This is a genomic window from Paracoccus versutus, from assembly GCF_000763885.1.
Classification (GTDB): Bacteria; Pseudomonadota; Alphaproteobacteria; order Rhodobacterales; family Rhodobacteraceae; genus Paracoccus; species Paracoccus versutus.
Genome location: NZ_JRKO01000018.1, coordinates 56478 through 69263, shown reverse-complemented (window position 1 = coordinate 69263; position 12786 = coordinate 56478). Strand labels below are relative to the sequence as shown.

Annotated in this window: 12 protein-coding genes; 9 read left to right on the top strand and 3 right to left on the bottom strand. The window is 69.7% G+C overall.

All coding sequences use genetic code 11. From position 1 onward, the window contains the following. Positions 1-24: 24 nt before the first annotated feature. Positions 25-849 (bottom strand): putative rhamnosyl transferase, encoded by an 825-nt coding sequence (locus IT40_RS09935; RefSeq protein ID WP_243700102.1) that lies wholly within the window; start codon positions 847-849, stop codon positions 25-27. Between the two features lie 273 nt (positions 850-1122). On the opposite strand from IT40_RS09935, the gene IT40_RS09930 reads away from it, so the two are divergent. The 9 genes from IT40_RS09930 to IT40_RS09890 all read left to right on the top strand — a co-directional run bounded on the left by IT40_RS09930 (position 1123) and on the right by IT40_RS09890 (position 10947). Continuing rightward, positions 1123-2157, top strand: coding sequence for a rod shape-determining protein (locus IT40_RS09930; protein WP_036753983.1), 1035 nt, complete (start codon positions 1123-1125; stop codon positions 2155-2157). A gap of 13 nt (positions 2158-2170) precedes the next feature. Continuing rightward, on the top strand, positions 2171-3115 hold the full coding sequence (gene mreC, locus IT40_RS09925) for a rod shape-determining protein MreC (protein ID WP_036753980.1): 945 nt from the start codon (positions 2171-2173) through the stop codon (positions 3113-3115). Next, positions 3108-3638, top strand: coding sequence for a rod shape-determining protein MreD (locus IT40_RS09920; RefSeq protein ID WP_036753977.1), 531 nt, complete (start codon positions 3108-3110; stop codon positions 3636-3638). Before mreC ends, IT40_RS09920 begins: the two co-directional genes overlap by 8 nt. Before the next feature lie 3 nt (positions 3639-3641). Then, positions 3642-5585 carry a penicillin-binding protein 2 gene (gene mrdA, locus IT40_RS09915; RefSeq protein ID WP_036753974.1) on the top strand — a complete coding sequence of 648 codons (1944 nt, stop codon included), beginning with the start codon at positions 3642-3644 and terminating at the stop codon, positions 5583-5585. 3 nt (positions 5586-5588) lie between these two features. Continuing rightward, positions 5589-6731, top strand: coding sequence for a rod shape-determining protein RodA (rodA, locus tag IT40_RS09910; RefSeq protein ID WP_036753972.1), 1143 nt, complete (start codon positions 5589-5591; stop codon positions 6729-6731). 4 nt (positions 6732-6735) lie between these two features. Next, the gene (locus IT40_RS09905) at positions 6736-7653 is read left to right on the top strand and encodes a 2-hydroxyacid dehydrogenase (protein ID WP_036753970.1); all 918 of its coding nucleotides are present in this window, start codon (positions 6736-6738) and stop codon (positions 7651-7653) included. Positions 7654-7772: 119 nt separating this feature from the next. After that, positions 7773-9194 carry a mannose-1-phosphate guanylyltransferase/mannose-6-phosphate isomerase gene (locus IT40_RS09900; RefSeq protein ID WP_036753967.1) on the top strand — a complete coding sequence of 474 codons (1422 nt, stop codon included), beginning with the start codon at positions 7773-7775 and terminating at the stop codon, positions 9192-9194. A gap of 78 nt (positions 9195-9272) precedes the next feature. Continuing rightward, positions 9273-10289 (top strand): ABC transporter substrate-binding protein, encoded by a 1017-nt coding sequence (locus tag IT40_RS09895; protein WP_243700103.1) that lies wholly within the window; start codon positions 9273-9275, stop codon positions 10287-10289. A gap of 49 nt (positions 10290-10338) precedes the next feature. Then, positions 10339-10947, top strand: a complete 609-nt coding sequence (locus IT40_RS09890) for a YitT family protein (RefSeq protein WP_036753965.1) — start codon at positions 10339-10341, stop codon at positions 10945-10947. 13 nt (positions 10948-10960) lie between these two features. Here IT40_RS09890 and IT40_RS09885 read toward each other — a convergent pair whose 3' ends face one another. Together IT40_RS09885 and IT40_RS09880 are read right to left on the bottom strand one after the other, a co-directional pair. After that, complete coding sequence (locus tag IT40_RS09885) at positions 10961-11305, bottom strand: arsenate reductase family protein (protein WP_036753962.1); 345 nt, start codon at positions 11303-11305, stop codon at positions 10961-10963. 83 nt (positions 11306-11388) lie between these two features. Next, a complete protein-coding gene (locus tag IT40_RS09880; protein WP_036753961.1) occupies positions 11389-12684 on the bottom strand; it encodes a DUF3422 family protein in 1296 nt (431 codons plus the stop codon). Between the last annotated feature and the right edge of the window lie 102 nt (positions 12685-12786).

The following is a 12786-nucleotide window of genomic DNA, read 5'->3' as shown; positions in this document are numbered from 1 at the left end:
CCGCCGCGGCAAGGCGGGGGGCGGTCAGGCCGCCCCCTTGCGTTCGACGAAACCCAGGTCGATGCCTTGCAGGAAGGGAAAATCCTCGGCCAGTTCGCGCTGGAACTCGGCCGGATCGAGCTGCTGGAACCATTTCGGGAACCTGGCGACGATGGTGGCGACGGAATCGCCCTCGTCCCAGCGGGTCTGGACGTAGCCCAGGCCCCCGACGTCGGTGAAGGCCGGGAAATGCTTGGGCAACTGGAAATGGTTGTAGGCATAGATGCAGCGCCCCGGCCCGCGCATGCGCACCGCCGCCCCCGCGCCCAGGAAGGGCTGGTGCGCCCGCCAGTAGCTGATCGGCTCGCCCTGGTAGCTGCCCATGACCAGCCCCTGCGGATAGCTGATGGCAAAGGCCGGCAGGTCGGCAAAGCGCCGGGCGTGGCGGCGGATGCGGGCGACGTGATGGCGGCTGAAGGCGTCGTCGTCATCGACGCGGAACTGGATCACCGGCCGGCCCGCCGCCTCGGCCGCCTCGCGCAGGGGCTCGCGCAGCGCGTTCACCGTCTCGCGCTTGTCCGAGACGATCAGCCGGATCTGCGGCACGCCGGCGCACAGGTCGCGCAGCCGCTCCAGCCAGGGGCGCGGCATCTCGGGCGAGGTCAGCAGCCAGAAGCGGAAATCCCCGTCGGTCTGGGCCTTGACCGAGGGCAGGCACAGCGTCTCGAAGGCGGCGAAGCGGCGCTCCAGGCGCTCGGGCGAATAAAGCAGGGCGCCGCGCTGCGCCAGAAGCTCGGGCGCGCCGGCCCCCTGCCCCGCGGTCCCGGCCCAGTCGCACCGGCCCAGGAAGGAAAAGCGGCAGATCCCCACGATAACATCCTGCAAACCCTGCCCTTTCCTCGTGACCCGAACCGGCGGCAGCCTAGCAGCCCGCGCCGCCCGGTCAAGCGTGCGCGGCGCCTGCCCGCGAAACATCGGCGCGACCGGGCGGCGCATCATTTTCCGGTTTCCCCGAGCCGAGGCTCGGCCTATATGTCCAGCACCTTCGGCGGGGCGACTCGCCGGGGCAATCGGGCAATGGCCGCGCGCAAAAAGGGCGGCAGGAATGCCGTCTTGGCAGGGACGGCGGAAGGGGTAGTTCACATGGCCTTTGGCGGGTTGTTTTCCACCGATATCGCGATCGACCTGGGGACCGCGAATACGCTGATCTACGTCAAGGGCAAGGGCATCATCCTGAACGAGCCTTCGGTCGTCGCCTATCACGTCAAGGACGGCAAGAAGCAGGTGCTGGCGGTGGGCGAGGACGCCAAGCTGATGCTGGGCCGCACGCCGGGCAGCATCGAGGCGATCCGGCCGATGCGCGAGGGCGTCATCGCCGATTTCGACAGCGCCGAGGAAATGATCAAGCATTTCATCAAGAAGGTATTCCGGCGCACCACCTTCTCGAAGCCCAAGGTCATCATCTGCGTGCCCCATGGCGCCACCCCGGTCGAGAAACGCGCCATCCGCCAGTCGGTGCTTTCGGCCGGCGCACGCCGCGCCGGGCTGATCGCCGAGCCGATCGCGGCCGCCATCGGTGCCGGCATGCCCATCACCGAGCCGACCGGCAGCATGGTCGTCGACATCGGCGGCGGCACCACCGAGGTCGCGGTTCTGTCCCTGGGCGACGTGGTCTATGCGCGCTCGGTCCGCATCGGCGGCGACCGGATGGACGATGCGCTGATCAACTATCTGCGCCGCAACCACAACCTGCTGATCGGCGAATCGACGGCCGAGCGGATCAAGACCCAGATCGGCACCGCGCGCATGCCCGACGACGGGCGCGGCGCCGCGATCATGGTGCGCGGCCGCGACCTGCTGAACGGCATCCCGAAAGAGATGGAGATCACCCAGGCCATGGTCGCCGAGGCGCTGTCCGAGCCGGTGCAGCAGATCTGCGAATCGGTGATGGTGGCGCTGGAGGCGACGCCGCCGGACCTGGCCGCCGACATCGTGGACCGCGGCGTCATGCTGACCGGCGGCGGCGCCATGCTGGGCGAGCTGGACCTGGCGCTGCGCGAGCAGACCGGGCTGATGATCAGCCTGGCCGATCAGCCGATGAGCTGCGTGGCGCTGGGCACCGGCAAGGCGCTGGAGTTCGAAAAGCAACTGCGCCACGTGATCGACTACGACAGCTGAGCGGGTTCGGCCCATGGCGCGCAAGGGCCCTGATTACGCGGCTCCGGTCCGCCGCATCCTGGTTTCGCTGCTGGTGCTGGTGCTGCTGGCGGTGTTCCTGTTCTGGCAGATCGACAGCCCGCGCGCCGAGCGGATGCGGGCGGCCTTCATCGACCGCTTCGTGCCCAGCTTCGACTGGGTGATGGCGCCGGTGACGAAGCTGTCGCGCATGGTCTCGGGCTTCCAGTCCTATGCCCGGCTCTACGAGCAGAACCAGGAATTGCGCCGCGAATTGCAGAAGATGGCGGCCTGGAAAGAGGCGGCGGTGCAGCTGGAACAGGAAAACGCCAAGCTGCTGGCGCAGAACAACGTCAGGATCGACCCGGCCCTGACCTCGGTCTCGGGCGTGGTGCTGACCGACAGCGGCACGGCCTTTCGCCAGTCGGTGCTGCTGAACGTGGGCGCGCGCGACGGCATCCTTGACGGCTGGGCGACGATGGACGGGTTGGGGCTGGTCGGGCGCATCTCGGGCGTGGGGCAGACCACCAGCCGGGTCATGCTGCTGACCGATCCCTCCAGCCGCATCCCGGTGACGATCCTGCCTTCGGGCCAGCACGCGCTGCTGACCGGGGACAATACCGCCCTGCCGGCGCTGGATTTCATCGAAAGCCCGGAAAACCTGCGCCCCGGCGACCGGGTGGTCAGCTCGGGCGACGGGGGCGTGTTCCCGCCGGGCCTGCCGGTGGGCCAGGTGGCGCTGGCCAGCGACGGCCGGCTGCGGGTGCGGTTGGCCGCGGATTACGGCCGGCTGGAGTTCCTGCGCGTGCTGCGCAGCCACCCGGCCGAGCAGCTTTCCGATACCGGGCTGCTGATCCCGCCGCCGGCGGCGGATTTCATCGGCCCGCCCCTGCCGCCGCTGGCCGACATGCAGGCGGCCGGCGAGGATTCAGGGGCCCAAGCCGGGGCCGGGGATGATTGATCCCGCCCGCCGGCGCCGGTTCCTGGGCCAGGCGCTGTTCGTGGCGCTGTTCCTGGCGATCCTGTTCTGGCGGCTTCTGCCGCTGGCGCCGGGCCGCGTCGGCTGGCCGGGGCCGGACCTGGCGCTGTGCCTGGTGCTGGTCTGGGTGCTGCGCCGCCCCGAACAGGTGCCGGTCGCGACCATCGCCGCCCTGTTCCTGATCGAGGACATCCTGCTGATGCGCCCCATCGGCCTGGGCGCCGCCCTGGCCGTCATCGTGACCGAGGCCGCAAGAAAGCGCGAGCCGCATTGGCGCGAACTGCCTTTCATGGTTGAATGGCTGCGGGTCGCGACGCTTCTGGCGCTGATGATGGTGGCGAACCGCATATTGCTGGCGGTGTTCTTCCTGCCCCTTCCTCCGTTCGGGCAGGTGATCTTGCAATTCATCGCCACGGTCACCGCCTATCCGCTGGTCGCGGGCCTTGCCGGCTGGGCGCTCGGCCTGCCGCGCGGCCGCGCCGAACGAGACACGAGGCATCGCTGAGCCATGCGCAAGTCGGAACGCGAAATCGTCGAAAGCAGCCGGCTCATCACCCGCCGGGTGCTGATGCTGGGGGTGATCCAGGCGGCGGTGGTGTCGGTCTTGGGGCTGAAGCTGCGCTCGATGCAGGTCGAACATGCCGACGAATACCGCATGCTGTCGGACGGCAACTCGATCAAGATCCGCCTGCTGCCGCCGGCGCGCGGGCTGATCCTGGACCGCAACGGCACCATCATCGCCGGCAACGAACAGAACTACCGCGTCACCCTGACCCGCGAGGAGGCGGGCGACGTCTCGGCCGTGATCGCGCGGCTGCGCCACATCATCCCGATGAGCGACCGCCAGGCCGCCGAGATCCTGGCAGAGATCCACAAGCGCAGCGCCGTGACCCCGGTGCTGGTCGCCGACCGCCTGACCTGGGACGAGTTTTCCTCGATCGCGCTCAACGCCCCCGCCCTGCCCGGCGTGACGCCCGAGGCGGGGCTGTCGCGCAGCTATCCGCGGGCGGGCGATTTCGCGCATGTGCTGGGCTATGTCGGCCCGGTCTCGGACTACGACCTGTCCAAGATCGAGGATCCCGACCCGGTGCTGCGCCTGCCCGAGTTCCAGCTGGGCAAGGTCGGCATGGAGTCCAAGCTGGAAGAGGCGCTGCGCGGCAAGGCCGGCTCGCGCCGGGTCGAGGTGAACAGCGCCGGGCGCGAGATGCGCGAGCTGTCGCGGCAAGAGGGGCAGCAGGGCGCCACGGTGCAGACCACGCTGGACGCCGGGTTGCAGAATTTCTCCACCCAGCGGCTGGGCAGCGAAAGCGCCGCCGCGGTGGTGATCGACGTGACCAACGGCGACATCCTGGCGATCTCCTCCTCGCCGGTGTTCGACCCGAACAAGTTCGTGCGCGGCATCTCGGGGCCGGATTACCGCGCGCTGATGGAACACGACCACCGCCCGCTGGCCGACAAGACGGTGCAGGGCGTCTATCCGCCCGGCTCGACCTTCAAGATGGTGACGCTGCTGGCCGGGCTCGAGGCCGGGGTCATCAACGCCGGCTCGCGCTTCTATTGCCCCGGCTATACCCAGGTCGCCGGGCGCCGCTTCCATTGCTGGAGCCGCGGCGGCCACGGCATGGTCGATGCGCTGCGCAGCCTCGAGCATTCCTGCGACGTCTATTACTACGAGCTGGCGCAGCGCGTCGGCATCGACCGCATCGCCGCCATGGCGCGCAAGCTGGGCATCGGCGTGCGCCACGAGCTGCCGATGTCCGCCATCGCCGAGGGCATCGCCCCGGATCGCGCCTGGAAGAAGGCGCGCTACGACCAGGAATGGCAGGTGGGCGATTCGCTCAACGCCTCGATTGGCCAGGGCTATGTGCTGGCCTCGCCGCTGCAGCTGGCGGTGATGACGGCGCGGGTGGCGACGGGGCGCGCGGTCGCGCCGCGCCTGGTGCGCGCCATCGACGGCCAGGCCGAGCCGGTGCCGGAATGGCCGGAACTGGACATCAACCCGCTGAACCTGCGCACGGCGCGGGCGGGGATGGATGCGGTGATGAACGCGCCCCGCGGCACCGCGCGCCGCTCGCGCATCCTGGCGCCGGAATGGCAGATGGCCGGCAAGACCGGCACCAGCCAGGTGCGCAACATCACCGCCGCCGAACGCGCCCGCGGCGTGATCTCGAACGAGCAGCTGCCCTGGAACCGGCGCGACCATGCGCTGTTCGTCTGCTTCGCGCCCTATGACATGCCGCGCTATGCGGTCTCGGTCGTGGTCGAGCATGGCGGCGGCGGCGGCGCGGTCGCGGCCCCCATCGCCCGCGATATCCTGCTTTATGCGCTGGCGGACGGCCTGCCGCCGCTTTCGGCCTATCCCGAGGCCGAGCGCGCCAAGGTGCAGGAGATGTGGTCGCGCATGAACCTGACCCCCTCGGCCCGCAAGGGCGAGGGCCGCGCAAGGGCCTGAGCCATGAGCTATCTCGACTATCACGTCGCGCAGGTGCCGACGGGCTGGCGCAAGATCCTGTATCTGAACTGGCCGCTGGTCTTCCTGGTCACGGCGGTCAGCTGCATCGGCTTCCTGATGCTCTATTCCGTCTCGGGCGGCGACATCGACAAATGGGCCGGCCCGCAGATGGAGCGCTTCGCCGTCGGCATGGTGCTGATGTTCGCGCTGGCCTTCGTGCCGATCTGGTTCTGGCGCTCGATCTCGGTCGCATCCTACGTGATCTGCGTCGGCCTTCTGGTGCTGGTCGAGGTGATGGGCCATGTCGGCATGGGCGCGCAGCGCTGGCTGGTGCTGGGACCGATCCGCATCCAGCCGTCCGAGCTGACCAAGGTCGCCTTCGTGCTGACGCTGGCAGCCTATTACGACTGGCTGCCGGTGGAAAAGGTCTCGCGCCCGTTCTGGGTGCTGGTGCCGGTGGTGCTGATCCTGCTGCCGACGGCGCTGGTGCTGATGCAGCCCGACCTGGGCACCTCGATCATGCTGATCGCGGGGGGCGGCATCGTGATGTTCGCGGCCGGCGTCAGCCTGTGGTATTTCGCCGCCGTCATCGCCATCGTCGTCGCCGGCATCACCGCGGTCATGGAAAGCCGCGGCACCGACTGGCAATTGCTGCACGACTACCAGTTCCGCCGCATCGACACCTTCCTCGACCCCGGCTCGGACCCCTTGGGCGCGGGCTACAACATCGCCCAGGCGCAGATCGCGCTGGGATCGGGCGGCTGGTCGGGGCGCGGCTTCATGCAGGGCACGCAGTCGCGGCTGAACTTCCTGCCCGAGAAGCACACCGACTTCATCTTCACCTCGCTGGCCGAGGAATTCGGCTTCGTCGGCGCGGGATCGCTGCTGATCCTCTATGTGCTGATCCTGGGGTTCTGCATGTATTCGGCGCTGACCAACCGCGACCGCTTCGCCAGCCTGCTGACCATCGGCATCGCCGGGACGTTCTTCCTTTACTTTTCCATCAACATGGCGACGGTGATGGGCATGTTGCCGGCCAAGGGCTCGCCCCTGCCGCTGGTCAGTTACGGAGGAACCTCGCTGATGATCCTGCTGATGGCCTTCGGCATCGTGCAATCGGCCCATGTCCATCGGCCTAGGGGCTGACGGGATGCGGGTGCTGTTCGCCGCCCCCGCGCGGCTGTGGGATGCCTGGTCCCCCGCCCTGCGCGCGGCCTGCCCCGAGATGGAGCTGTGCCGGCAGGGCGATCCCGCGTGCTTCGACGCGCTGATCTATGCGCCCGGCTACCCCGAGGACGGCAGGGTGCTGGACTTCACCCCCTTCACCCGCGCCCGCGTGGTGCAAAGCCTCTGGGCCGGGGTCGAGCGCATCGTGACCAACCCCACGCTGACCCAGCCGCTCTGCCGCATGGTCGATCCGGGACTGGCGCAGGGCATGGTGGAATATTGCACCGGCTGGGCGCTGCGGGCGCATCTGGGCATGGACCGCTTTGCCCAGGACGGCGTCTGGCGCAACCAGCTGACCCCACCCCTGGCGCAGCGGCGCGGCGTGACCGTGCTGGGCATGGGCGAGCTGGGCCGGGCGGTGGCCTTGGCGCTGGCGGGCCTGGGCTTTCGCGTCGCCGGCTGGTCGCAATCGGGCCGCCCGGTGCCGGGGATCGAGGTGCTGGCGGGCGACGCCCTGCCCCAGGCCCTGAACCGGGCCGAGATCCTGGTCTGCCTGCTGCCCGACACGGGCGGGACGCGCAACCTGCTGGACGCCGCGCGGCTGTCCCTGCTGCCGCCGGGCGCCACGATCATCAACGCCGGCCGCGGCAGCCTGATCGACGAGGCGGCCTTGCTGGCGGCGCTCGATCAGGGCCTGGGCCATGCGGTGCTGGACGTGTTCCGGCAGGAGCCGCTGCCGCCCGAACACCCGTTCTGGACGCATCCGCAGGTGACGGTGACGCCGCATGTCTCGGCCGAGACCCGGCCCGAGAGCGCCGCCCATGTCGTGGCCGAGAACCTGCGCCGCGCCATGCGGGGTGCGCCGCTTTTGCATCTGGTGGACCGGGCGCGCGGCTATTGACCGGCCGTTTCCGGGCATCAGGCCCCGGAATCCTGCCGTTTTGCGCAACTTGCACGCGAAAGGAACCCGGCGGATAACGGGGCGGATGGTAACGGCCCCAGGCCGATGGAGCGATTTTCATGACGATCACCCCTGTTCTGCTGGCCGGCGGCTCCGGCACCCGTCTCTGGCCCGTCTCGCGCAAGAGCTTCCCCAAGCAATTCGCCCCGCTGGTGGGCGAGGAAAGCCTGTTCCAGGCCTCGGCCCGCCGCCTGTCGGGACCGCGCTACGCCGCGCCGCTGGTGATGACGAACGCGGATTTCCGCTTCATCGTCGCCGAACAGCTGGACCAGATCGGCATTGCCCCCGCGGCCATCCTGATCGAGCCCGCCGGCCGCAACACCGCCCCGGCGATCCTGGCCGCCGCGCTGGCCGCCGCCGAAAAGGATGCCGATGCGCTGCTGCTGGTCGCGCCCTCGGATCACGTCGTCCCCGATACCGAGGCTTTCGGCCGCGCTGTGGACCTGGGCCTCGCGGCCGCGCAGGCCGGCCGCATCGTCACCTTCGGCATCACCCCCAGCCGGCCCGAGACCGGCTATGGCTACATGGAGGCCGAGGGCGAGGGCGAAGGCCCGCTGGTGCTGAAGCGCTTCGTCGAAAAGCCCGACGCGGAGAACGCGGCGCGCATGATCGCGCAGGGCAATTTCCTGTGGAACGCCGGCATCTTCCTTTTCGCCGCCCGCACCATGATCGACGCTTTCAAGACCCATGCGCCCGACTACCTTGCCCCTGTCCAGGCGGCGCTGACCGAGGCGCGGCTGGACCTGGGCTTCCTGCGGCTTGCGCCCGAGCCCTGGGACCGGCTGCCCGACCTGTCGGTGGATTATGCGGTGCTGGAAAAGGCCCGGAACCTGTCGGTGGTGCGCTATTCCGGCCATTGGTCGGACCTTGGCGGCTGGGACGCGGTCTGGCGCGAGATCCAGGATGGCGAGCCGGCCGAGCGCGGCGCCGTCACCGACACCCGCTCGACCGCGATCGACTGCGACAACGTGCTGCTGCGCTCGCAGGACGAGGGGATCGAGGTGGTGGGCATCGGGTTGCGCGACGTGATGGTCGTGGCCACCGACGATGCCGTTCTGGTCGCCGGCATGGACCGCGCGCAAGAGGTGCGCGAGGCGGTCGGCGCGCTGAAGGCCAAGGGCGCGCGCCAGGCCGAGCATTTCCTGCGCGACCACCGCCCCTGGGGCTGGTTCGAGACGCTGGCGCTGGCCGACCGCTTCCAGGTCAAGCGCATCGTGGTCAATCCCGGCGCGGCGCTGTCGCTGCAATCGCATTTCCACCGCTCGGAACATTGGATCGTGGTTTCCGGCACCGCGCGGGTGACGGTGGACGAAACCGTGACGCTGCTGACGGAAAACCAGTCGATCTATGTGCCGCTGGGCGCCGTCCACCGCCTGGAAAACCCCGGCAAGGTGGCGATGGTGCTGATCGAGGTGCAGACCGGCGCCTATCTGGGCGAGGACGACATCGTGCGCTACGAGGATGTCTATTCCCGCGGCTGACCCCGCTCGCGGCATCGTGGGGCGCGCCGGCTTGCAGGGCCGGGGCCGGCCGTCTAACCATGGCCGGCGATGAGACGGATGACGAAACCCCTGTTTCCGGCCGCGGCCCTGGTCCTGGCCTTGATTTCGGCCCTGGTCCTTGCCGCGCCGACCGCGCGGGCCGAGGAACTGGCGGTGCAGTTGCGCGGCCGGACCCCGGCCGAATCCGCCGGCTTCCTGGTCGCCCAGGCGCGCGGCTATTACGCCGAGGAAGGGCTGACCGTGCGGCTGCTGCCCGCGGACGAGGCGGCCCCGCCCTTCGAGACGCTGGCGCGGGGCGAGGCCGACCTGGCGGTGGCCTGGATGCCCATTGCGCTGGTCGCCCGCGAAAACGGCCTGCCCGTGGTCAACATCGCCCAGGTCTTTGCCCGTCCGGCGCTACGCCTGACCTGCCTGCGCGAGACGGGGGTGGCGGGGGCCGCCGATCTGCGCGGCAAGACCATCGGCAGCTGGTTCGGCGGCACGGAATATCCGCTGCAAGCCTGGCTGAACCGGCTGGGGCTGGTGGCCGATGGCAGCCTGTCCGGCGTCACCCTGCTGGCGCAATGGCCGGGGGCCGAGATGCTGCGCCAGAAACAGGCCGCCTGCATCAGCACGCTCAGCCACGACCCGGCGACGGGCGAGGGGCTGGTCGAACTCGACCCGCAGGAGCAAGGCGCCGCGGTGCTGGAGGACGGGCTCTATGTCCTGCCCGGCACCCTTGCCGGGCCCGAGGCCAAGGCGCGGCTGGCCCGGTTCCTGCGCGCCAGCATGAAAGGCTGGCGCGAGGCGGTCGCCGCACCCGAGGACAGCGCCCGGCTGATCCTTGGCCCCGACCCCGATCCGGGCGCCTTGCAGCGGCAGGCGGGAATGCTGCGCGGCATCGCCGGGCTGCTGTCAGCCACCGGCGCGCTGGACGAGGCCGACTATCGCCGCACGGTCGAGACCCTGCGCAGCGGCGGCGACCGCGCGGTGCTGCGCCGCGACCCGCAGGGCGCCTTCACCGCCGCCGTCAGCGACCGCGCCGCGCCACCCGCAGCCGCCGCCCCAGACCGCGACGCCGCGCCGCTGCGCTGATCGCGATGCCCCCTTGCCGGTCCCGCCGGGCGCGGGCAAGAGGGGGCGCATGAGCGACGACACCCCTTCCCCACGCCACAGCCCCATCGAAGATGCCCAGGGCCTGGCCTATGGCAGTTTCATGGCCGCGGTCGGCGTGCTGCTGCTGACGCATCTGGGCTTCGTCACCGGCCAGACGGCGGGGCTGGCGATCCTGATCTCCTATGCGACGGGCTGGGGCTTCGCGCCGGTCTTCTTCGTGGTGAACCTGCCGTTCTACTGGCTGGGCTATCGCCGGCTGGGGCTGGGCTTCATGCTGAAATCCTTCATCGCCGTGGCGGCGATGTCGACGCTGGTCGCCATCCTGCCGGCGGGGCTGCAATTCGGCCATGTCCACCCGGCGGTCGGGGCGCTGCTGGTGGGGTTCCTGACCGGCTCGGCGCTGCTGGCGCTGTTCCGGCACGGCGCCTCGCTGGGCGGGGTGGGCATCGTCGCGCTGTATCTGCAGGATGCCACCGGCTTTCGCGCCGGCTGGACGCAGCTGATCTTCGACGCCTGCCTCTTTGCCTGCGCGCTGATGCTGCGCGACTGGCAGCTGGTCGCCTGGTCATTCCTGGGCGCGCTGGTGCTGAACCTGGTGATCGCGATCAACCACCGCCGCGACCGCTATGTCGTCTAGGTAAGGGGGCGGCTCAGGCCGCCACCCCCAGCGCGCGCTTGACATTCGCGGTCCAGCCCAGCAACCGCTGGTCGCCCTCGACGATCGCCGGCCGCTTCATCAGCGAAGGCTTGGCCGAAAGCATCTGCAGGGGCGTGCCCGCGCGTTCCTCATCGGACATGCCGCGCCAGGTCAGGCTGGCCCGGTTGACCAGCTTCTCGCCGAAATCGGCGATCATGCGCTGCCATTCGTCGCCATCCAGCGGCGCCTTGGAGACGTCGCGGAACTCCACCTGCCAGCCCGCCGCCTGCAACTCGGCCTGCGCCTTCTGGCAGGTCGAGCAATGGGCGAGGCCATACATCTGAAGCCGCCCCGCCATCACGAACGGCCCTGGGCAAGCGGGTGGGAAAGGAAAGGTGCCTGGGTCATGCGTTCTTCGCTCCTTCTTGGGGGGTGGACGGGCTAGTGGCCGGCGTCATGCAGCCGGGCGCGGATGCGCCGCATCCCCAGCCAGACGCCCAGCACGGCAACGGGGGTCAGGGCCGCGACCAGCACCGCCTTGTCGATATGCAGCGCCTGGGCCAGCGGGTAAAGCGCATAGCCCAAAAGGCCCACCGCGTAATAGCTGATCGCGACCACCGACAGCCCCTCGACCGTGTGCTGGAGCCGCAATTGCAGGTCGGCGCGCCGATCCATGCGTTGCATCAGCTCCTGGTTCTGGGCGCTGCGCTGGACATCGACGCGGGTGCGCAGCAATTCGCCCGCGCGTTCGCTGCGATCCAGCATCGCCGAAAGCCGCTTCTCGGCCGATTTCGCGGTGCGCATGGCGGGCAGATAGCGACGGGCCATGAACTCGGTCAGCATCTGCCCGCCCATGAAGCGGGTCTCGCGCAGCGAGGCGACACGGTCCATGACGATGGCCTCATAGGCCGCATTGGCGCCGAAGCGGAAGGCATGCTGGGTCGCGGCGCTTTCCAGCCGGGTCGAGACCGACAGCAGGTCCTGCAGCACCGCATCGGCCGGGCGGTCGTCGTCGCTCATGCCTTGGACGATGTCGCTGAGCTGCGGGTCCAGCGCATTCAGCTGCCGGGTCAGGTCGCGGGCGCGGCCCAGGCCCAGCATGGACATGGCGCGATAGGTCTCGAGGTCCAGAAGCCGCTGGACGATGCGGCCGATCCGGCCGGGCTGGGTGTCGGGCCGGACGAAAAGCGCAAAGCGCATCCAGCCGGCCGGGTCGATGCGGAAATCGCCGGCGACCACCGCCGCCTCCTCCAGCACCCAGACCGAGGCCATGCTGTCGGCCGCGAACCATTCCGACAGCCGCGGCAGGATCTCGGCCGGGTCGTCGGGCAGGAAATCGACCTGGATCATCGCTGCGGCGATTCGCTTGCCCGGCGCCTGGTGCTGCCAGTCCTCGGGAAAGATCGCTCCGGCCGAAGGGTCGAAGGGCCGCGGCGGCAGCCCCGGCGCAAAGGCGGCATAGGTGACGAACTCGGTATGGCTTTCCCAGCGCAGCTGGTGGCGGCCAAGCTGCGCCGTGTAATGGCCCGCGCTGGTGTCGGGTCGCGGCGCGCCGTGGCGGGCGCAAAGCTGTGCCAGATGCGCGACATCCCTGCGCCGGTCGCGGTTGGCGGCGTCGCGCGGCTCCTTGATCGCCAGATAGACCGCCGTGCAGGGCGCCCTGAGCCGCGGCGAAGGCCGGGCGTGCAATTCGTTCACCAGGGCATAGCGCTGGGGGTGTTCGTCTTCGTCGTTCATGGCCGCATGATTAGCCGCAGGCGCATTTCCCGCAACAGGAAAACCCAGCGATTCCGCGGCGCTGGCAAATCTGCCACGGCAAGCCGCGCCGCATCAGGATTT